Raw genomic sequence first — 22,613 nt, 5'->3', positions numbered from 1 at the left:
AATCTATTATTAAGCGAGGAATTCTTCCAGGATTTCCCGGATTCTCGCCTCCTTCTCCAACTCTCCTGTTTCATTTGTCACCGGTGCTTTCGCATACCCACGCTCCTGCTCCGGCATATATTCTCTCCTCATACTCTGCATTCCATACTGTTCGTAATCATACCTTGTATTTTGCGATTCCGGCTGTGGGTAGTTCTCCGCCGCGTACGCATTTCCTGAAGCCGCCACCGTCTCTGCTTTTTCCTTTTTCTTCTTTAATCCGTGCCCGAACGGTGCTTTCCCTTTCTTCCCCTTTTCTGCATTTTCTTCTGATGCATTCGGTGACTGCTGCCCGGTCATGGTATATGCCTGCGGCTCCGTCACCGGAACCTGCTGAGGCTGTGGCGTGACGTATGGAGCAGGCTGCGGATCAACTACGGGCACAGGCTGCGGACGCGGTTCACCTCCGGGTATCGGCTGCCGCGGCATCTGTCCGGGCATATTTCCCGGATCTGAAATCGGTTCTCTCTGCGGCGGAACATTTTCCCGTTCCTCCATTGCACGCTGTACGGTAACCTGAAATTCTTTCCGGGGACCTTTTGTATAACGATGAGCATATGTATTTTCCAGGAAATCTACCATATAAGTTTTTGCCGCCTCGAGCTGATAGCGTTCATCTGAAGTGATATGGAGCAAGAATAACGCCAGCATACCGACAGAGCCCAGAATCATGTACTGATACATGATCGTATCAGGTCCTTTCACATAATATACCATACCTGCACCGGCAAGACTCAAAAGACCACAGAGCCAGATTGCTGTTCTCTCAAGCTGACGCCATGAATGCAGTCTGAGTCCTAGCACTTTGTACTCATATACATACTTGTCCACAAATGCCCGCACATTCTGCACTTTATCACTGATCATACATGCATGCTCAAATTTTGCTCTCACAAGCTTCATCAGTGCATGATTACTCTTTCCCATGTTACTTGCCGCCTTAACCAGACGTTTTAACGAAATGCCGGCGATAATCTTTGCAAGAACTCCAATAGCAATCACAGCGCCGACGAAGTAGAAAAACACTTGCTGTGTTACGATCCTCTCTAACATAAAAAGAGTCCTCCTTCTTTGATTTGCCACCATTATAGCGTAAATCTCAGGAATTGGACTCTATAATCGTTCTTCATATTCCGACATTCCTAAATGCCGAGATGTCAGAATCTGCCTCTTCATCTGTTAAACTTTACCCATCAAATTCCGCACAAGCCTTACCGTATGGGTGATCGCCTGCTTTTCAAATGCAGCATAATCCATCGTCGAACTGTTGTCAGCTTTGTCCGAAATAGCCCGAATAATGACACACGAAATTTTGTTGAGGTAAGCCGCCTGCGCAATCGCAGCTCCTTCCATCTCCGTACATTTTGCCTGAAACTGTGTCACAAGCCGTTCTTTAACAGCCCCGTCCGATACAAACTGATCTCCGCTCACTACTCTTCCGGTAAATGTATGAATATCCGGATTCGCCTCCTCATTCGCCTGAACAGCAAGCTGTACCAGTCTCTCATCGGCAGGGAATGCAAATGTATCCATACGCGGGATCTGTCCCACAGGGTCTCCCAGTGCACTGACATCCATATCATGCTGCACGGCATCTGTTGAGATTACAATGTCTCCGATATCGATCGCCGCATCCAGAGATCCCGCAACTCCTGTATTAATGAGCGTATCCACTTCAAAAAGATCGGCCAGAATCTGCGCGCAGATTCCCGCATTTACTTTCCCGATTCCGCTGCGCACCACCACAACATCCTTTCCGTCCAGCTTTCCCTTAACAAAGGTCATTGCTGCACGCTCTACTGTTTTCTCCACCTGCATTGCCTCTTTTAAATGGGCAACTTCTTCTTCCATTGCACCGATAATGCCTATCATGTTCTATTTCCTCCAAATTCTGTTGTTATACCTTCTGATTTTATGACATGGTTGTATTATAGCAAATTTCCGAATATAAACCTAGCTTTTTTTTCTTCCTTCTGCTATAATCCACTCAGAGAAAGATTATCAGGAGGTCTATGACATGGATTACAAACCGCATGGCGTATGTTCGCAGCTAATTCACATCGAAGTAGATGATGAGAAACGAATTCACAATGTTGCATTTACAAAGGGATGTTCAGGAAATCTACAAGGCATTGCACGCCTTGTAGAGGGCATGACGGTAGATGAAGCCATTTCCCGTCTGGATGGAATCCGCTGTGGAATGAAATCAACATCCTGCCCGGATCAGCTTGCACAGGCTTTAAAAACGCTTCGTTAATAATGAACCTTAATTCCGGTTATTAAAAAATCCAGGTCTTTGTTCTGAAGGCCTGGATTTTTACACTCAATATAGTTTTAAATTAATCCCCCGATTCTCAGGAACAATGGTGCAAATACCAGTGACACGATCGTCATCAATTTAATCAGGATATTAATGGAAGGTCCTGAAGTATCCTTAAACGGATCCCCTACCGTATCTCCGACTACTGCCGCCTTATGGGCTTCACTTCCTTTGCCGCCATGATGATCATTTTCAATATATTTCTTTGCATTATCCCATGCGCCGCCCGCATTAGACATAAAGATCGCCATCAGCACACCCGTTACCAGTGCCCCTGTCAGCAAACCTCCCAGAGCTTCCGGCCCAAGTAAAATTCCCACCGCAAGCGGCGACAAAACTGCCATAATCCCCGGAACCAGCATTTCTTTCAAAGCTGCCGTCGTGGAGATTGCAACACAGGACTTATAGTCAGGCTTTGCCGTCCCTTCCATGATTCCCGGAATACTCCTGAACTGCCGCCGCACTTCTTCGATCATCTGATACGCCGCTTTTGAAACGGATTCCATCGTCATCGCCGAAAAGAGAAACGGAAGCATTCCTCCGATGAAAAGTCCTATGATCACCCTGTAATTCAGGATATCAATGCTTTTCAGTTGTACCGCCTCTGCATAGGAAATAAAAAGCGCCAGTGCGGTCAAAGCCGCAGAACCGATTGCAAATCCTTTTCCGATCGCCGCTGTTGTATTTCCGACCGCATCCAGTTTGTCCGTAATGTTGCGGACGGATTTATCCAATCCGGACATCTCTGCAATACCACCTGCATTATCTGCAATCGGGCCGTACGCATCTACCGCCACGGTAATCGCTGTAGTTGAGAGCATTCCAACTGCCGCAAGTGCAATTCCATAAAGCCCACATACCTGATACGCCGCAAAAATACCTGCACAGATCAGCAGAATCGGAGCCGCTGTAGATTTCATTCCCACAGCCAGACCGCTGATTACCGTTGTGGCCGCTCCTGTTTCTGACTGTTCTCCGATCACTTTTACCGACTTATAGTCCTCTGACGTATAAATCTCTGTAATGGCGCCTATCAGAAGTCCTACGATCAATCCGGAAACCACGGCAACAGCCGCCTTAAAATTTCCAAACAGCATTTTACTGAAAGTAACGGACACAAGAACCACTACAATACTCGCTACATATGTACCCATTTTCAGCGCCTTGTGCGGATTTGATTTTTCATCTCCCTTTACAAAAAAGGTACCAAGCACGGATGCAAGCAGTCCAAAACCGCAGATCATAAGCGGATACATTGCCCCTTCCGCCTGAAAATACACAATTCCCAATGTCAGTGCCGAAATCAGAGCCCCCACATAAGATTCAAACAGATCTGCTCCCATGCCGGCTATATCACCGACATTATCACCGACATTGTCGGCAATGACCGCCGGATTTCTGGGATCATCCTCAGGAATTCCTGCCTCTACCTTACCCACAAGATCCGCTCCCACATCTGCAGCTTTTGTATAGATACCTCCTCCGACACGAGCAAACAAGGCGATCGAAGACGCCCCCAGGCTGAATCCCGACAGCACATCTACATTTTTGGTGAGCAGATAGATCGCACTCACTCCCAGGACACCAAAACCTGCCACGCACATTCCCATTACCGCGCCGCCGGAAAACGCCACCGACAGCGCTTTATTCATTCCACTTACTCGAGCCGCATTTGCCGTTCTGACATTGGCCTTCGTCGCCACACTCATTCCACAATACCCCGCCATGGTAGAAAAGAGCGCTCCTACGACAAAGCAGATCGCAGTCACCCAGTTACCGATCCCGATGCCAATTAAGACAAACAGCACGACAACAAAGAAAATGAGAATGCGGTATTCGGCCATCAGAAATGCTCTGGCCCCTTCACTGATCGCTCCTGCTATCTCTTTCATACGCCCTGTTCCTTCTTCCTGACGGGCAACCTTTCTTGCAAGATACGTTGCAAACAGCAACGCCAGTATTCCAAACACCGGAATCATTTTTACAATTGCTTCCATTTTACCCCTTCTTTCTGAAATTTATTGTATTTCATCCCATATTATCTGTTAATTATATTTTATCAGACATACCCGGAACTGTGAAGTAAAATATATTATTTTCAGTGATAATCCATAGTTGTCTCTCTTGTTCTCCTATTGCAAATGCCGCTTTTCAGTGCTAAGATTACCTTATTCAGAAGATAACAGGAGGTACTGAAAAATGGAATTTCAATTTTCAGATATGGTGAATCAGTTCCAGACCGGCATTTTTGCCATGTTAAATGAGAAGAAGGAGGAACTGATCCGACGCGGCCGAAAGATTTACAACCTCTCAATAGGTACCCCCGATTTTTCACCGGCGCCGCATATTATGAAAGCTATGCAGGATGCCTGTGGGAATCCCGAAAACTACAAATACTCTCTGCGTGATATTCCGGAACTTATAGAAGCCGTACAGTATCGCTATAAACATCGCTTCCAGGTAGATCTTGAACCGGATGAGATCATGTCCGTCTACGGTTCCCAAGAAGGAATGGCACATATTGGAATGGCGCTGTGCAACCCGGGCGATACCATCCTTGTACCGAATCCCGGATATCCATTATTTGAAATGAACGGGATTATGGCAGGTGCCCATATTGAGTATTACAAAATCGAAGAGAAGAACGGATACCTTCCGGATCTTGAACATATACCGGAAGAAATCCTGAAACAGGCTAAATATATGATCGTATCATATCCTCTGAATCCGGTATGCGTCTGTGCCCCGGATGAATTCTATGAGCGATTGATTGCCTTTGCAAAGAAAAATAATATTATCATCATTCACGATAATGCTTATTCCGATATTATATTTACCCGTAAGCAGGGACGTTCTTTCTTGTCCTTCGAAGGCGCGAAGGATGTAGGTGTAGAGTTCTACTCCCTTTCCAAATCCTACAATCTGACCGGTGCCAGAATTTCTTTCGTGATCGGTAATAAAAAAATCGTTGAAAAATTCAAAATACTGCGCAGTCAGATCGACTACGGCATCTTCCTGCCGGTACAATATGCCGCAATCGCAGCACTTACCGGTCCTGATGATTTTGTCGAAGAGCAGCGTCTGAAATACGAAGAAAGAAACCGTGCCCTCTGCGGCGGTCTCCGTGAGATCGGATGGAACATACCCGACAGCCAGGGAACTATGTTCGTATGGGGACGCATCCCGGAAGGCTATGCTTCTTCATTGGATTTCTGCATGGAACTGATGGAACGCACCGGACTGATCGTTACTCCGGGCAGCGCATTCGGCAGCGAAGGTGAAGGCTACGTTCGAATGGCTCTCGTCATTGATCCCGATGAAATCAAAGAATTGCTGGAAGTTCTGAAGGCTTCCAATATGTTTCAAAAATAAGGAGATAGATTAATGTTTGAAAATACCAGTACTTATCCGGAAGACAAATCACATCTGTATCCACTTATAAAAACCAGGCTGCTGGGGCTGATTGATGGGAATCCCCACTGGCTTCCTGCCCTGGCTAATGCATCTGCGCTGTTAAATCTTGCCTTAACAGATATTAACTGGGCCGGATTCTACCTTATGAACAGTTTTCTGAATCCGGCTGCAGATTCTTCCGAAGATTTTTTGATACTCGGTCCTTTCCTTGGCAAACCCGCCTGCGTGAAAATTCAGGTAGGGAACGGAGTATGCGGCACCGCTGTTGCCCGTGACGAGATCATGCTCGTAAAAAATGTACATGAATTCCCGGGACACATTGCCTGTGACTGCGCTTCCAATTCGGAAATCGTAATTCCACTTCATTCCAATGGAAAGGTGATCGGAGTCCTTGATATCGACAGCCCCGTCATCGGACGTTTTGATGAGGATGACCGTAAAGGTCTTGCTGAATATGCAAAAATATTAGAGCAGCTATTTTAATGCTGCTCTGCTATTTTATGGAAACAGGCTTTCTTTCCTTCATACCAGCTCCCAACCAGTCCCAGTACAGAAAGGGCCACTCCCACCGGCCAGTAGATCAGGAGCGCTGCTCCCCATATAAAAATAAACAAATCGCTGTTTAAAAATCTTTTCATCTCAAACTCCTCCGTTTCATAAACCAACCTTTATGTTTCTCATATGTTCTGAATTTATGATATCGAAAGAGGTGAGTCATAAAAAGTACACCTTACATCGGCTTGCTATTTACATAAACAAACTTTACTCTTATCTCTTTCATTAAGATACTCCTGATATAAATCAAGTGTCATCTGAGATTCTTCCACTGTTTTCCCTTTAAACTTTGGCATCGTCTCCGTTTCATACCATTTTTCTTCAATGCATCTTCGCATCCATCCGATCAGATTATGCACAAAGCTCTGCTCCTGTGCCATCTGAAATGCCTTCTTTATCACATCCGGTCTGTTTTCCGATACCTGGAGCAGCATGCGGATCTCCTGAATGGTGACCGGCTCTTCGCCAAATATTTCAGCCACTTCAAGAATCATACTTTCATTCACAACTACTTTCTTAGGTGCAAGAACATCCGGTGCTATTTCTTCCATTTCCGCTTCCACCGCCTGCATACGCTTCAGATCGGAATGATGTGTACAATTCGGGTTCTTCTTTACCAAAAAGCGGATCCCTGTCACTTTTCCGCCTTTTCCGCTCTTGACCGGTTCATAATCAAAACAGATCTCCGAATACTCGGATTCTTCCAGCTCTTTCTTCGCGACCTCCAGAACTTTTCTTCGGAAATTTCTCCAGTCATCAAATGGCGCATCTTTGATTTCTCCCAGCGCTTCTTCAAATCTTCCCTGCTCTACCAGGCGTTTCACTGCTTTGGAAGCATTGGCATCCACCACATTCAATGTAAATTTCAGTTCTGCAACAGAATACGGTTTCTTAGGCGGCCGCGGCACCACCAGCACATCCCCCGGTTCACGCTCAAACCGGTAGTACTGTGTCCTCAGGATTTCGTAGATTCGTGTTGTAAACAAGGATTTAAACGAGCAAAGTACATCCAGACTCATCCGGGTATAATCTTTTTTAAGATTATAAATATGCGGCTTCATTTCTTTTGTAAAACGCGTTGTGAACACGCCATCCTGGTATTCACATTTATTCACAACATTAAACATGATAAAATTCTCTTTTTCGTCATCCTCAATACTTACAACATGTCCCAAAGTCTCCTTTGACACCTCTTTCAGCCTTGAATAGATTGAATTTCCGCTAATATGCAGATAATTCTTAATCTCCTTCGTCGACACTTTTGCAATCAGCTCCCCGTCTTCAATATATGCCTTCGAAATTGCAATATTCAAAAGCTTCCGTTCAAAAAGAGATGTACTGGACTTACTCTCAATCAGCACATTCGAGCGCGACACCATGTCCCGTTCCATCAATTGTTTATCTTTCGTCTTTTTCCCTGTCTCCACCATTCCTTTAACCCCTTATTATCTTGCATCGTCATCGTGTACCTTTTGGGTGTATAAATTGTTTTGTGTACCTTTCAGGTGCCATATTCCCTCACAGCACTCTTCTCTGCACCCTTTTCCTTACAACTTGTGTACCAATCGGGTTATTGTGTACCTTTTGGGTAACACGTTCAAAAATATATCACTCTTTTCGTGTACCAAAAAGGGTATTCCTACACTAAAAAACAGAATCCGCCATCCCCTCAGGAATCCTCTTTCTTATCGTGTACTTTTCAGGGTACCCCTTTCCTTTTTGTGTACCAAAAGGGTGCGTCGCATTCTAAATTATGTGTACCAAACAGGTACACTGCATAAAGCAATTATATACAAGATATAGGATTTTGTAAAGAAAAAAATCCGATTTTGTATCATTGTGTACTTTTCCGGTCATTCATATTCCCTTTAAGGTACACAACATGCCCCTTATTCCTACACAAGTCCCCCCTGAATTGTACACGTCTTTACCCTGAAAGGTAAACAAGCTACCCCTTTCCGGTACACAAAATCCCCCTAAGAATCCCTCAACCACGCGGTTTTCAAGGCTTTCTAATATAAACAAAATTTAATTAAAATATGTTGTTGTTATCTTCAATATATATAAGAATGTCCTCATTTTTGCTATTCCCCCAAAAGTACCCCTCTTCTTTATATTGTGTACCTTTTTGGGAGAGCGGGATACATGAATGATCTTCAAAATGGATGGACACCTTTCTCTTAATATCATTTTTTATACAACAAAAAAGCACCGCCCCCGATGTCTCTCATACAATCATCGAAAACAGTGCTTATAAATGCGCCTTCAGGGACTCGAACCCTGGACAAATAGATTAAGAGTCTACTGCTCTACCAACTGAGCTAAAGGCGCTTGCTTTATGTCACTTTCGTAACGCAAGATTTATTATATAACCCCTTTCGCAAAAATGCAAGTGTTTTTTTATATTTTTTTTAAATTTTTTCAACCCATTATACGCAAAACTATTACAATTATCAATTCCTACCAAAATTAATCGAAATCTTTTGACAAACTGTACATTTTATATCATAATAAATGTGTGAGACCTTACTTGAGTTAGCGAAAGGAAGTGGCATTATGGACTCACTGGATTACCAAATTTTATCTATACTGAAAAAAAATGCAAGAATCAAAGCATCTGATATAAGCAAAGAGATTCATCTTTCCGTATCAACTGTCATCGAACGTATACGCAAACTTGAAAACAGCGGCATCATAGAATCATACACCATTATTACGGATGAACACAAAATGGGTAACGACTTAACGGCCTTGATGGAAATCAGTCTCACTCATCCGCGCTTTAACGATTCATTTATCGAAAAAATAATGGAACACCCTAACATCATTTCCTGCTACTATTTAACAGGTGATTTTGATTATCTGGTAAAGATTTGCTGCCGTTCTTCGGAACATCTTGAGCAGATACATAAATGGGTCAAAGATCAGAGGGGTGTTCGTTCTACACGAACTCAATTTGTTTTACGAAATGTTAAAAATATTTATACCTCTCTTCCCGAACCCTCTCCTGAAGATAATGCTTGATTTTCGTTCAGAAATCCACAAACTGATGGAATTACGCAAAAATGCTCTGACGAAGCATTTTTGCGCTTTTCCTATGAATCCATTTCACACAATTTCTCTATTGCGCATTCCTTAATCAGACATTTTTCATGTTCATTGAGAAACAATTCCGATATCACGTTCTGCTCTACAAGCCCTCCGAACTCCTCTGCCACAATGATGGATCGTGCCGCGTCTCTTCCTTCTTCGGTATTATTAAAATCCATCATCAAGTAATACATCCTATCATTCTCATAAAGTCTGCTCTCTGCCGCCTTTCCGGCTCCGAATGCCCCACAGAACTGTATCATGTGATCCAACTCGGGAAATACGATTTGATAAGACAAACATTCTACAGCATCCTCGCTGGTAAGCTCTTCCTTCACGCGTTGCAGCTGATTCGCCTTCTGCTTTTCCTCTTCACAGGCAATAGAAAGAAGAAGACTTCGATCCGGCAATAACGCGCCATAGAAACTTGTTACATCCCCGCTCACCTGCATATTGAGAACCTCACATCCCTTTTCAAGCAGCAAATTCAGGAACTCTTTTGTCCGTTCATGATTCTGCATCAGTTCTTCCATGCTGTAACCCAATATTTCTATCTCTTCCTGCGTGATCAGGCAATTCATTTTTGTCTCTGTTATTTTCCAGAATGTCATATGTCCACTCCCCTCTTCTTCTAATCAATCCACGCCTTGTTCTATATGTTGTATAACATTATTTCTGTTTTGTCAATCTTTTCATGCGAATTTATACTTTTTTCAGTTTTTACCCTCTATGTACGAACGTTTATTTTTCTTTAATTTCCTATTTCAAATTCTACACAGATAGTGTAAAATAAATTAGGTTATACTATATAAGGAGAGAATAAATTATGAGATTACGAAACGTACCGGGTGCCGATGCCTATTTAACAGCACATCCTCTGGTAATCAAAAATGAGACACGGTATCGCGGAACCTGGAAGGAAACCTTCGAACACCCCGAAAATCCGATTCATATAGAGATTGGCATGGGAAAGGGACAGTTTCTTCTTACCCTGGCAAAAGAAAACCCGAAAATTAATTATATCGGCATCGAACGCTATTCCAGCGTCCTGGTACGTGCTCTGGAACGTTACGATCATGATGAAGCATATCAGGATGTTTCCAATATCCGTTTTATCTGTATGGATGCGCAGAACCTTCCTGAAGTCTTTGCCGTGGGAGAAGTGGATAAGATCTACCTGAATTTCTCCGATCCATGGCCAAAGGCCAGACATGCCAAACGCCGCCTGACATCTCGTCAGTACTTTGAGCGTTACGATAAGATTCTTGCTTATGACGGGGTTGTTGAGTTTAAGACAGATAATAAAGAGTTATTTGATTTTTCATTGGAACAGGTCGATCTGGCAGGGTGGGTTCTTCTCGCAAAAACCTATGATCTCCACAACGATCCAACTCTCAGCCGTGGCAATGTTATGACAGAATACGAGGAGAAATTTGCCGGACAGGGACATCCAATCCACAAACTGATTGCCATGCGGCAATAGGTATTTTTTGAACGCAAAACGCATAATATAAAGTAACACAGATCACAAAAAGGCGTACACAAATGAAACAAAAATGTAAAATAAAGCATTTTATGTGCTGCTTCTTTTATGACAATCCATGTATAAACCGAAAATTGAGATGTCTTCGGAAGTCTTTTCGGGAAATACATGATATTCTGAATCCCAAATGCATACCATAATCAAAAGAATCCGGCTTAGCGCTTTATAAAAGTACCAAGTCGGATTCTTTCGTTCCATTTTACTACTATATTTAGAACTCAAATACAGCTACGCCATATGGCGGCAGTTTATACGGTATAGAATATGGTCTTCCGTCACATTCTTGTTTCTCAGGTTTATATACCTTCGGGCGTTCTTCTCCCTTTCCTCCATACTGAGGTTCATCACTGTTCAAGATCAGTTTATACTGCTTTCTACGCGATACCCCAACTCTGTAATCTTCCCATTCCATCGGAGTAAAATTGCATACAAAAAGCAGATTCTTTTTATTATCTTTCGAATGACGTATAAAACTATAAACACTTCTGTATCCGTCATCCGCATTCACCCATTCAAATCCTTCCGGTGAACAGTCTTCTTCATATAACGCCTTATTCTTTCTGTAAAGATGCAGAAGATCTTTATAGAAATTCTGAATTGCCTGATGCTCTTCTTCTTTCAGAAGATACCAGTCTAGCTCGCGCGCCTCACTCCATTCACGTAACTGCGCAAATTCTTGTCCCATGAAAAGCAGCTTCTTTCCGGGATGTCCCATCATGAAAGCATAGCCCACTTTCAGATTTGCAAACTTATCAAATCCAAGTCCCGGCATCTTATTCAGCATAGAGCACTTCAAATGCACCACTTCATCATGCGATAATACCAGAATGTAGTTCTCACTGTACGCATAGCTGCTGGCAAATGTCATGAGATTGTGAGCGCCTTTTCTAAAATACGGGTCCAGTTTCATGTACTCTGTAAAATCATGCATCCATCCCATATTCCACTTCATACTGAATCCCAGACCACCATCTTTCGGTTTTCCGGTTACCATCGGCCAGGCTGTAGATTCCTCTGCAATCGTCACAACACCAGGATTTCTTCTAAGTACAACGGAATTCATATGACGGAAGAACTCAATCGCTTCCAGATTCTGGTTGCCGCCATACTTGTTCGCCACCCATTGCCCATCCTGACGTCCATAATCAAGGTAAAGCATGGATGCGACTGCGTCTACCCGAAGCCCATCAATATGAAAATGTTCCACCCAGAACAGAGCATTGGAAATCAGGAAATTCTTCACTTCATTCTTACCATAGTCGAACACTTTGGTTCCCCAGTCCGGATGCTCCCCCTTACGTGGATCCGCGTATTCATATACCGGTGTTCCGTCAAAATCAGCAAGACCGTGGGCATCTCTCGGGAAATGAGCCGGTACCCAGTCCAGAATAACACCAATCTTATTCTTGTGGAAATAATTGATCATATACGCAAAGTCTTCCGGCGTTCCATAACGGGCAGTCGGTGCGAAATAACCGGTAACCTGATATCCCCATGAACCGTCAAATGGATACTCTGCAATTCCCATCAACTCAATATGTGTATACCCCATCTCTTTCAGATAACTGACCGCCTCATGGGCGAATTCTCTGTATGTATAAAATCCTTTATAGTCTTCTCCCGGATGGCGCTTCCATGAACCGATATGCGCCTCATAAATTGCCATGGGTTCTTTATGGTGATCCCATGTCTTTCTGTGCTCCATCCACTTTCCATCCGACCATTTTAAATTTGAAATATCTGTGATTCTGGATGCAGTTCCCGGGCGCATCTCTGCACTGTTAGCAAACGGGTCTGCCTTGTCAATGAAGGAACCACTGAATGTCTCAATGCAGAACTTATATAGATCCCCCTTCTTTGCTTCCGGGACAAATGCGGTATAAATGCCAAGTGGGTCATTGCGCTCCATCGGACACGCTTTAGAATCCCAGTTGTTAAACTCTCCTATAACAGATACGGACTTTGCATGCGGCGCCCAAACGGCGAAATAAGTACCGTCATTCTTTCCATCATTTACCAAATGAGCTCCTAATTTCTTATAAATCTCATAATGGGTTCCCTGCCCAAATAAATACTGATCCAGTTCGCCTATTTCATATTCTTTTAATGTTTTCTCTTTCACAGCCATCCTCCCGCCTTCTTGTTCAAATGATTATGAATATTATACTAGAAATCGTTGAAAAAAGAAAGAGTTTTGGTTGATTTACACATGCCAAAACTCTTTTTTCTTCCTTTGTATTTTGCAAAAGCACTTATTTAAAGCTTAAAGTCCTCTTCTTTCAAAATTACGCGGTCCGAATCGTCCTTATTCTTGCCGAATACACGTTTCATCAGATGCTTCACATTGGCTTTCTGAGAATGCTCAATCGCTTCATCCATGATCTCTTTCACTTCCGCCACAGTCACTGCATGATCTTCTCTCTGCATCATATCAATACGGCTGTAAAGTGCAAGGATACCCATTTCATCGATCCGGTAACCATTTTCCTTTGCATAAGTCTGTCCAAATGTTACCAGCTCATCATTAATAAACACCGGAAGTTCCAATCTGGACGTAAACTTCTTTTTGAAATTAGGATTTGCTGCAAACAGCTTCTCCAAAGGTTTTTTCTGCTCTTCCAAAACAAACAGCAATTCACCGGTCTGCTCATCCATCAGATCATTCAGTTCATTGACGGTTCTGGCATTCATTTTTGCTGCTTTTTCAATAATCAATGCCCCACCATTCAGTTTTCTGATGATTCCGCCAAGTTCTTTTTTATTCAGAGAATCACCGGTAATAATCGCTACTTTACCCTGTTTCAACTTACGCTGCTTCTGAATTGCTTTTACAATGTCTACTGCAAGCACGGTTTTTCCGGTGCCCTTTTTACCTACAACAACAATATTACCTGTGCGGGATGTTCCATATCTGTTCTTACATCTCTTGTCATTGTCCAGAACTTCTACCAACTGTTCGCTCACCCCTCGAATCGGGACAAAGTAAGAAAACAGTTTCTTCTGTTCCTCAGTAAGACCGGCTTTCAGACCAATTTCACTCGTTGCACTTAGATCATAACGTCCCTGCACAATAAATCCTGTATCAAATTTATTCATACGGGAAGTAATCTCTTCCTCTGAAGGTTCTTCAATTTCCAGAACTTCTTGTTTCTGCTCCGGGCGCTTTGAACGAGGTCTTTTCTTCGAAGCCGGCTCTGAATCTGTCTCTGATTCCAGTTCAATATCAAAATCAGGATTAATCGCAAATTCTGGATCTTCTGCAGAATCTGATTTTTTCTGTGCTTCGAGTATCGCATCTATATCCAGTTCATAGACATCCTTTTCATCCAGATATTCATCCTCGAGCTCATCGTATTCTTCTTCATACTCGTCGTCTTCGTATTCCTCTTCCGCATACTCTTCCGCATCTTCATACTCGTCTTCCTCGTATTCTTCCGCGTCTTCATACTCCTCTTCCTCGTATTCTTCCGCGTCTTCGTACTCCTCTTCCTCATACTCTTCTGCGTCTTCGTACTCCTCTTCCTCGTACTCTTCTGCGTCCTCGTACTCCTCTTCCTCGTATTCTTCCGCATCCTCGTACTTGTCGTCCTCGTACTCTACTTCATCCTCATACTCTTCCGCGTCTTCATACTCCTCTTCCGCGTATTCTTCCGCGTCCTCGTACTCGTCTTCCTCTTCTACTTCTTCCTCGTACTCTTCTGCGTCTTCATACTCCTCTTCTTCGTATTCTTCCGCGTCCTCGTACTCGTCTTCCCCTTCTACTTCTTCCTCGTACTCTTCCGCGTCTTCATACTCCTCTTCTTCGTATTCTTCCGCGTCCTCGTACTCGTCTTCCCCTTCTACTTCTTCCTCGTACTCTTCTGCGTCCTCATACTCCTCTTCTTCGTATTCTTCCGCGTCCTCGTACTCGTCTTCCTCTTCTACTTCTTCCTCGTACTCTTCTGCGTCCTCATACTCCTCTTCTTCGTATTCTTCCGCGTCCTCGTACTCGTCTTCCTCTTCTACTTCTTCCTCGTACTCTTCTGCATCCTCATACTCCTCTTCTTCGTATTCTTCCGCGTCCTCATACTCGTCTTCCTCTTCTACTTCTTCCTCGTACTCTTCCGCGTCTTCATACTCCTCTTCTTCGTATTCTTCTGCATCTTCGGACTCGTCATCATCATCGTCCAATTGTAAGGATTCTACAACATTTCCCATATTGTCAACGTCATCATCCTCATATTCTTCGGTGATGCCATCTTTCTCTTCATCTTCCAGCGTTTCTGAAGGTTCTGTTCCATTTTCCAACTCCTCCATCAATCTCCGGATATCATCCGCCAGGATTGTCTTGGTATCTCCCAGCGACTCTTCCTCCTGTTTTCTGGCTGCCTTCCTGCGTTTTTTCTCTTCTTCATTTTTTTCAATGATTTTTGCATTTTCGCGCTGGGTTACTTCCCAGTTTGCCAGAATCTCTTCAATCTTCATCTGACCTGTCACCTGAGGATCATCTTGCTTCTGCTGCTGTGCAGCAACATCCACACCACTTGCCACAGCCACACCGGCCTTCAGGACATCGGCCAAATTAGAGCCGGAGATCGTAGTCACAATCTCAGAAGTATTCTCGATCTTGGTTCTCGGCCTTGGCGGTACCGGACGCTCATCCGGAAGACTTTCCAGATCTGGTGATACAATTTCTGCCATCGGCTCAGGAAGATCAGGAAGGTCAATGCTTCCCGTCACATGTACATTTTCCCGAATCTTCTGAGCAATCCTTGGATCCGGTGCCGGACGTTCCTTCGGTTTCTTGAACATCGGTTTCTTTTTTACAGGTTCTTTCTTCTCCCCCGCAAAACGGCTATCATATTTTTCCTGCTGTAAAGGTGTGAGCGGTTTATACTTCATTTTCAGTTCCATTGCCTGATAAACGTACGTGCCTTCACTGAACCATAAAATCAGATCATCACATTCCTCCAGACACTCCGCAGTCATGCCAGCTTCATGATATAACTTAGCAAGTTCATAAGCCCATTTTTCTACATACTCAGCATGCTTGAAATCTTCAAGTGCTTCAATCTGCTGTGCGATCGGTGCATTCTGGGCTCTAAGAATCTTATATTTCAAAATATGCTGATTCGGATCCTTTGGAGCCATCTTGACAAATTCCTCATAGCAGTCCATTGCCTCATCTAACTCATTTGACTTCAATGACAATAGTCCAAGACGATATACAATCTTGCGGCTTGTCGGTGCTTTATCATATGCAATAAACAAAATTTCTTTTGCTTTTTGCAGTTCCCCCATATTTTCGTATATCTCACTCACAGTAGAAAGCATGGATGAATTCTTAACTTTACGCCAGTCAATTGTATCCGCAATTTCCATTGCTTTTCTATAGGATTTTTCTTCGGCATATTTGAGCATCTGCTCTGTTTTTATGCGATATTCATATTTATCCACTGTTTCTCACCTCTTACAATTATTTTTACTTTTCCTCGGTAAGTTTATATATTTTTACCAGTTAAGTGTAACATACAGCGTAGTCAATGTCAAAAAATATCTAATAATCAAATTTACCATCATTTTTTTCTTCCAACGCTCTAATCAAATAATATGTATATTCACAATACGGCACATCTATTCCATATTCTTTGCCCATTCGTATCATTTCTCCGGCAAACATTTCAATTTCTGTATGACGCCCCGCATCCAGATCCTGCAGTGTAGAAAATCTTGCATCTGCTTTCACTCCCCGGAAAAGCACAACTCTCTCTGTAAGAGGAATTCCTTTGGCATGAGCTACATTTGCCACTTCTTTCCAAAGCCGTTCTGCAATCGCATATACACTTTTACTGTCTTTATACGCATTGAATCCCACTCCAAGAATAGCCTGCGGAAGATTCTGTGAAATGTTGCTTGCATATTTTATCCACATATCCAGCACAATATCTTCCATAACATGGCAGCCAAGTCCTGCACTTTTCAGCAATTGTTCCACAGCCAATACTCTTTCTGTCGGCTCTCTGGTCCCTTTCTCTCCAATATAAACCCCAGCTGTATGCTCCTCGGAAAATGTGATCCGGTTTCCTTCCCTCACCGATGCAATCCGCATAACCGCATACAGCATATGCTCCATACCTATCACTTTTCCAATTATTTCTTCAGAGCTCACCCCATTAAGCAAGCTGATGACGATGGTATGTTCATCAACAATGTTCCGAATATCTTCCAGGATCCCCTGCAACGCATCTTGTTTACATGATACCAGCAGCAGATCCACTCCTTTTGCTGCTTCCGGCTCCTTTACATGCAGTGAATACTTCTTTCCGTTTATGACAATTCCGTCTCTTTCCAATCGTTCTTTCCGTTCGTCACTGGCTATAACACAGAAATGATCCCCCATCTTTTCTGAAAGTCCCCATATAAAATATGCTCCTACCGCGCCAGCTCCCAGAAGCGCTACTCTTTGTATTTCCATATTTCTATGTTCTTTACCTCCATCTTTATCCCGAAACTATCTGCTCTTTACTTCAAACACTGTAATTATACTACATTCTATAAAATAGAGTAAACCTAAGGAATCTTAAACATTTATAAAAAAACAGCCATTACCTTTTTGTAATGGCTGTTTTTTATATTAAGTTGTTATAATCTTCTTTTATCGGAGGAATCAATCTTTCATTCCTGTTCCTATGTTTATATATTTTATATAATTTAAAGCTCCGGACTATCGTCTTTCATACCTGATTTATAACTTCCAACTACTTTTTTATAAATATCCCTTTGTTATTCTTATCTATAATTTCATCTATGATTATTGGTGCCTTTTTCAATCATTCATATTTGATAATTATTCCGTCTATAACTGATATCTACTTTCATTTTCTATTTATAAATCATCGATATCTGCTATCTGATGTTTCTTTACACATCTTATAGCTCTTTAAATTATTGTGGTATTTTTCTCAATATGTCTGCAAATTCTGAATCTTTTAATCTTTATTCCAGCTTCTATATCTCTCCGATATATTTTATCATTTCTTTTTATCTCTGCCGGTTAAAATCTATGGTAAAGGCTCATCTCACAGGAACTTTCATTTGCCATACCACTAACATATTGAGTTGTAAATTCTGAATTGTCCAACGGTCAAAGCCTCCTTCCTTTCCAACTCTTTGTCCAAAATTTTTATAAGATATCTGATACTTTCAAAATAAATTTCTTTTACTCATCGAATACTGTAAGTTTTTTATTAAATATAAGTTTTATCAGAAGCTAAATTAAAATTTTCTCTTAATATTTATGAATCATCAATTTTAAAAATTAGATTTTATACACCCCACCTACAAAACTCTCATAAATAAAATGTATACTCGCTTTCTTAAAACTTTCAAATCTTCAAATACTAATTATTCTTTTAATCCTTTTCCGATCTCATCTCTTATATTTTCTTTTATACTCTTGGCGAGTATAATAAATTCGTAAAAGAAAAAATATTTATTAGTAAAAAATTCTTTTTTGAAATTCCCTTTCTCGTCAGGAACTTCTTTTCTTTTGGATTGATTAAATAATACCACCTCAATGTATATTTGTCAATACTATTTTGAAATTATTTTTAAGTTAATTTATAATTTGTTATTTGTGCACTATTTTTCATACAATTTATACTTTTTATTAAATTTAACAGTTTTCCAATTCACAGAGCTTATCAACATCATAGAATGTTTTTTCCCAATTATTGTATTTTTTATAGTTATCACCTATTTTTTATTTTTCATTTTGTAAAATTCATGTTAAACTGTTTTCGTAGGATTTTCGACATACTCCTACGTGTCTTTTTGAAACAGGAAAGGAGAACTTAATTATGGGAGGTTTTTTTGGTGTTGCCTCAAAGTCTGAATGTGCTCTGGATTTGTTTTATGGAATAGATTATCATTCTCACCTGGGGACAAGACGTGGAGGAATGGCTACTCACGGGGAAGAAGGCTTCAACCGTGCAATTCATAATATTGAGAATTCGCCATTCAGAACAAAATTTGACAAAGATGTAGACGATATGAAGGGGAATATCGGAATCGGATGTATTTCCGATTTTGAGCCACAGCCGCTTTTGATCCAGTCTCATATCGGCAGTTTTGCAATTACGACTGTCGGCAAAATCAACAACGCTGATCAGCTTATGAAACTGGTATACGAAAAAGGGCATGCGCATTTTCAGGAAATGACGAACGGGCAGGTAAATGCTACTGAACTGATTGCAGCCTTAATCAGTATGCGTGATTCTTATGTAGAAGGTATCCGTTATGTCCAGTCTCTGGTCGACGGCTCTATGACCCTGCTTCTCATGACACCGGAAGGCATCTATGCCGCCCGTGATCTTCACGGACGTACTCCGGTTGTAATCGGGAAAAAAGACGACGGATATTGTGTTTCTTTCGAAAGTTTTGCTTATATCAATCTTGGTTATACCGATTACAAGGAACTAGGCCCCGGTGAAATCGTTTATATTACCCCGGAGAGTGTGGAAACTGTAAGCCCGGCATGTGATAAAATGCGTATCTGCTCTTTCCTCTGGGTTTACTATGGATATCCGACCTCTTCTTATGAAGGTGTAAATGTAGAACAGATGCGTTATAAATGCGGAAGTCTTCTTGCCAAACGTGATGCCGGAACAGTAGAACCCGATATCGTTGCCGGTGTTCCGGATTCCGGTATTGCACATGCGATCGGCTATGCAAATGAATCCGGCATTCCATATGCAAGACCGTTTATTAAGTATACCCCAACTTGGCCGCGTTCTTTTATGCCTACCAATCAAAAACAGCGTGATCTGATCGCGCGTATGAAACTGATTCCGGTTCACGATCTGATCGAAGATCGTAAGTTACTTCTGATCGATGACTCGATCGTCCGTGGAACGCAGCTCAGGGAAACAACGGAATTCCTTTATCAGAGCGGTGCGAAAGAAGTACATGTCCGTCCGGCGTGTCCGCCGCTTTTGTATGGATGTAAATATTTGAATTTCTCACGTTCTAAATCAGAGCTTGATCTGATCACACGCCGTATTATCCGCGAGTGGGAAGGCGACAATGATGTCAATGTACTGAGTGAATATGCGGATCCGAACAGTGACCGCTATGCAAAGATGCTGGATGAGATTTGTAGGATTCAGAATTTTACTTCGCTGAGATATCATAGACTGGATGACCTGATCGAATCGATTGGGTTGGATGCTTGTAAGGTTTGTACGTATTGTTTTGATGGTCGGGAATAAGGTTGTGGTCGCGGGGAGCGCAGGAGGGGATGCATTGCTCCAACGCTCTGGTCCCTGCGACTCGGGACTTCAGAATGTAACAAAAAGGCAGGATGTTCGCCAAATGTGGCTCGCATCCTGTCTTTTTTAACATTCTGATAGTCGCGATTCTCCGGGCCCGCCGCTTAACTTCCGCAATGCATCCCCTCCTGCGCTCCCGCTCTTCAACTTTAGTCCCTGGGGGGAGGGTTGTGTGGGGAAGGATGAGGTTTGACGCAGCGGCGCTGGGGTGTGACGACTCTGCGAGCGTCACACCGGGGGAGGTTTTGTTTTTTGGTGGCGGCTCTTCGAGCGCACTTTGAGGTTGTGATTTTTGGGGGGCGGCTCTGGTGAGCGACTTATGAGTGTTTGTGATCGGGGGCGGCTCTGATGAGCGCCTCCCGGATGATTTTATATCAGCAGGTCATCGATTTTGGTATAGTCTCCGATCTGGTAGCTTTCTATGGCGTTTCCTTTGACAATGTAGAGGCGGTCGTTTATGTAGATGCCTCGGGCGGTCATCCAGGAGTTGCCGTTGACTTCTTCTTGCATTTCGAGGTTGAAGCCGTTGGTTTTGTCGTATTGGAAAATGTAGTACATTTCCTGGTTGCCGTATGCGGAGAAGCCGATCATGTTTTTGTTGTGATCGATGAGGACTGCGCGGTAATCGTAGAAGACGTCGGAATAGTAGGACTCTTTCATTGTGTATTTGTGTATTTCTTTGACGTCTTTCGGATCGGAGATGTCGAACATGGATATTTTCATGCCGTTTGTCGTTCCGGATTCTTCGTCGGCGTCCATTCCGATTCCGAGGAGGAGGTTGTCACCGTAAAAGTGCAGGTATTCTGAAAATCCCGGGATTTTGAGGGTTCCTATGATTTTCGGATTTTCGGGATCGGAGAGGTCTACGCTGAAGAGGGGATCGGTCTGGCGGAAGGTCACGAAGTATCCGGTATCTCCCATGAATCTTGCGGAGTAAATGGTTTCTCCTTCGGCAAGATCTGTAATTTGTCCTATGATTTCCAATTTATTGTTTAAAACATAGACGGCATTCGTTGTCTCTGTTGCACCGTCAATCGTCGCAACAATACGTAGATTACCGTTATATTCGTCGATGCTGAAGGAATCATTCAAGTAACCGTTGATTTTGCCCTGAGCCTCGCCGGTGAGTACACCGTCTTTGTATGAAATTCTTCGAATCATAGTCTGATTTACATTTTCAAAAACAGTCCTTGCAAGTACGCTTGAACGTGTATTCTCATAAACATAGATGTTGTTTCCGCTCACATAGCATTCGCTGAATTCGGACAATACCGCTTTCTGATCCACGATTTTTCCCGGGTCATCTGCTTTGACGGAGCAAACGACCAGATACTGGGTTGCCGCTTTTGCCGGAGGAAGATAAATATCTTGGTCGGCAATAAAGCTTCCATTCACCTGAGGCACGTAAGCAACTTTATCATTTTTTCCTCCATCCGTGTAAGCGTAGAAATTACTGAAGATATACAGATAGCCATCTACATACCTGGAACTATGATACCTTCCGCTCTGTTCCAGGCTCGCTTTCAGCTTGGGATTGCTTACATCAGAAATATCATACGTATCCATATAGGCCTTTTCTGTATCGTAAAACGTCTCATCTGTGTCGATTATCACATCGTAAGTATTACCGAGTACAAAAAGCTGATTCCCGTCAACGTAGAACTCACTGATCTGCGTATTTTCTCTCGCTTTTATCGTTCCGGCAATTTTCATCTGTTCGTTCCGGGTATCAACGATCGCTATTTCCATGGCGTTGTCCTTCAGAGCGTAGAGATAGGTTCCGTCTGTCTTGACAATATCTGCTTCTCCGACTCCTTCTGTCCGCACATTCGTATCGGAGTATCCTTCTCCCGGCATCGCCCTGTCGGATTCCATACTGGCTGCACTGTCCGTACTGCTCGATTTCTCGACCGCACCATACCATGCGGCACCGTCACCGAAACCAGCATCATACCTTCCATTTTCTTCTCTTAAAGCTGTGTTATAACTCTCCAGATATTCATACACTTGATCGTAATCTTCCGCCAATGCGATCTCAGTATTGATCCGGAATTCTCCTTTACTGTTTTTTCTCGCACTTTCTCCTGATGTAACGATTCCCAAACCATTTTCAGATCCACTCAGGGAATGAACCACTGCTCCTGCCAGCAGAACCAGTGCCACGCTCGCTGCGGCAAGTCCATAAGTATAAGATCGTTTCCACCTCTTTACCTTCTTTTTCTCCAAAAGTTTTTGTATATTCTCCGGCTGCAGGCTTTCCGGAACTTCTATATCCTTCGTCGCATCGTTGATTTTATCAAGAATTTCTTTTTCCTGTCTTGTCATAATGCCTTCTCCCTTCGAT

At 42.8% G+C, this 22,613-nt stretch carries 16 protein-coding genes and 1 tRNA gene; 6 read left to right on the top strand and 11 right to left on the bottom strand.

Annotated elements, in window-relative coordinates; all coding sequences use genetic code 11:
* Positions 1-9: 9 nt before the first annotated feature.
* Complete coding sequence (locus ACTNBF_RS07100) at positions 10-1,092, bottom strand: hypothetical protein (protein WP_427805953.1); 1,083 nt, start codon at positions 1,090-1,092, stop codon at positions 10-12.
* 126 nt (positions 1,093-1,218) lie between these two features.
* Positions 1,219-1,911 carry a 5'-methylthioadenosine/adenosylhomocysteine nucleosidase gene (locus tag ACTNBF_RS07095; RefSeq protein WP_427820580.1) on the bottom strand — a complete coding sequence of 231 codons (693 nt, stop codon included), beginning with the start codon at positions 1,909-1,911 and terminating at the stop codon, positions 1,219-1,221.
* A gap of 145 nt (positions 1,912-2,056) precedes the next feature.
* On the opposite strand from ACTNBF_RS07095, the gene ACTNBF_RS07090 reads away from it, so the two are divergent.
* Positions 2,057-2,296: a TIGR03905 family TSCPD domain-containing protein gene (locus ACTNBF_RS07090; RefSeq protein ID WP_427820581.1), complete on the top strand. Its 240-nt coding sequence runs from the start codon at positions 2,057-2,059 to the stop codon at positions 2,294-2,296.
* 77 nt (positions 2,297-2,373) lie between these two features.
* Here the strand turns inward: ACTNBF_RS07090 and ACTNBF_RS07085 are convergent, their stop codons facing one another.
* Positions 2,374-4,356 (bottom strand): sodium-translocating pyrophosphatase, encoded by a 1,983-nt coding sequence (locus ACTNBF_RS07085; protein ID WP_427805956.1) that lies wholly within the window; start codon positions 4,354-4,356, stop codon positions 2,374-2,376.
* 202 nt (positions 4,357-4,558) lie between these two features.
* On the opposite strand from ACTNBF_RS07085, the gene ACTNBF_RS07080 reads away from it, so the two are divergent.
* Complete coding sequence (locus tag ACTNBF_RS07080) at positions 4,559-5,731, top strand: aminotransferase class I/II-fold pyridoxal phosphate-dependent enzyme (RefSeq protein ID WP_427805957.1); 1,173 nt, start codon at positions 4,559-4,561, stop codon at positions 5,729-5,731.
* Between the two features lie 12 nt (positions 5,732-5,743).
* The gene (locus ACTNBF_RS07075; RefSeq protein WP_427820582.1) at positions 5,744-6,256 is read left to right on the top strand and encodes a GAF domain-containing protein; all 513 of its coding nucleotides are present in this window, start codon (positions 5,744-5,746) and stop codon (positions 6,254-6,256) included.
* On the opposite strand, the gene ACTNBF_RS07070 is transcribed toward ACTNBF_RS07075, so the two are convergent.
* The 3 genes from ACTNBF_RS07070 to ACTNBF_RS07060 form a co-directional block, all read right to left on the bottom strand.
* Positions 6,253-6,411, bottom strand: coding sequence for a hypothetical protein (locus ACTNBF_RS07070; RefSeq protein ID WP_427805959.1), 159 nt, complete (start codon positions 6,409-6,411; stop codon positions 6,253-6,255). The two genes, ACTNBF_RS07075 and ACTNBF_RS07070, sit on opposite strands and share 4 nt — an antisense overlap.
* Positions 6,412-6,516: 105 nt before the next feature.
* The gene (locus ACTNBF_RS07065; RefSeq protein ID WP_427820583.1) at positions 6,517-7,758 is read right to left on the bottom strand and encodes a replication initiation protein; all 1,242 of its coding nucleotides are present in this window, start codon (positions 7,756-7,758) and stop codon (positions 6,517-6,519) included.
* 828 nt (positions 7,759-8,586) lie between these two features.
* A tRNA-Lys gene (locus ACTNBF_RS07060) sits at positions 8,587-8,659 on the bottom strand.
* Between the two features lie 225 nt (positions 8,660-8,884).
* Here ACTNBF_RS07060 and ACTNBF_RS07055 point away from each other — a divergent pair.
* Positions 8,885-9,352 (top strand): Lrp/AsnC family transcriptional regulator, encoded by a 468-nt coding sequence (locus ACTNBF_RS07055; protein ID WP_427805961.1) that lies wholly within the window; start codon positions 8,885-8,887, stop codon positions 9,350-9,352.
* A 71-nt stretch (positions 9,353-9,423) separates the two neighbouring features.
* On the opposite strand, the gene ACTNBF_RS07050 is transcribed toward ACTNBF_RS07055, so the two are convergent.
* Positions 9,424-10,029, bottom strand: a complete 606-nt coding sequence (locus tag ACTNBF_RS07050) for an adaptor protein MecA (protein ID WP_441088936.1) — start codon at positions 10,027-10,029, stop codon at positions 9,424-9,426.
* A 215-nt stretch (positions 10,030-10,244) separates the two neighbouring features.
* Between ACTNBF_RS07050 and trmB the strand changes: the two genes are divergently transcribed.
* Positions 10,245-10,901: a tRNA (guanosine(46)-N7)-methyltransferase TrmB gene (trmB, locus tag ACTNBF_RS07045; protein ID WP_427805963.1), complete on the top strand. Its 657-nt coding sequence runs from the start codon at positions 10,245-10,247 to the stop codon at positions 10,899-10,901.
* 271 nt (positions 10,902-11,172) lie between these two features.
* Here the strand turns inward: trmB and glgB are convergent, their stop codons facing one another.
* The 3 genes from glgB to ACTNBF_RS07030 all read right to left on the bottom strand — a co-directional run bounded on the left by glgB (position 11,173) and on the right by ACTNBF_RS07030 (position 17,415).
* Positions 11,173-13,089 carry a 1,4-alpha-glucan branching protein GlgB gene (glgB, locus tag ACTNBF_RS07040; protein ID WP_427805964.1) on the bottom strand — a complete coding sequence of 639 codons (1,917 nt, stop codon included), beginning with the start codon at positions 13,087-13,089 and terminating at the stop codon, positions 11,173-11,175.
* 128 nt (positions 13,090-13,217) lie between these two features.
* Positions 13,218-16,361, bottom strand: coding sequence for a hypothetical protein (locus tag ACTNBF_RS07035; protein ID WP_441088945.1), 3,144 nt, complete (start codon positions 16,359-16,361; stop codon positions 13,218-13,220).
* A gap of 136 nt (positions 16,362-16,497) precedes the next feature.
* On the bottom strand, positions 16,498-17,415 hold the full coding sequence (locus ACTNBF_RS07030; RefSeq protein WP_441024981.1) for a ketopantoate reductase family protein: 918 nt from the start codon (positions 17,413-17,415) through the stop codon (positions 16,498-16,500).
* A gap of 1,384 nt (positions 17,416-18,799) precedes the next feature.
* Here ACTNBF_RS07030 and ACTNBF_RS07025 point away from each other — a divergent pair.
* On the top strand, positions 18,800-20,209 hold the full coding sequence (locus ACTNBF_RS07025) for an amidophosphoribosyltransferase (RefSeq protein ID WP_427805967.1): 1,410 nt from the start codon (positions 18,800-18,802) through the stop codon (positions 20,207-20,209).
* Between the two features lie 429 nt (positions 20,210-20,638).
* On the opposite strand, the gene ACTNBF_RS07020 is transcribed toward ACTNBF_RS07025, so the two are convergent.
* On the bottom strand, positions 20,639-22,594 hold the full coding sequence (locus ACTNBF_RS07020) for a beta-propeller domain-containing protein (RefSeq protein ID WP_441088935.1): 1,956 nt from the start codon (positions 22,592-22,594) through the stop codon (positions 20,639-20,641).
* Between the last annotated feature and the right edge of the window lie 19 nt (positions 22,595-22,613).

Origin of the sequence: Bariatricus sp. HCP28S3_A4 (assembly GCF_052066395.1) — a bacterium.
In the GTDB taxonomy this organism is placed as follows: Bacteria; Bacillota; Clostridia; order Lachnospirales; family Lachnospiraceae; genus Allocoprococcus.
This window is presented reverse-complemented; position numbering and strand designations above follow the sequence as displayed.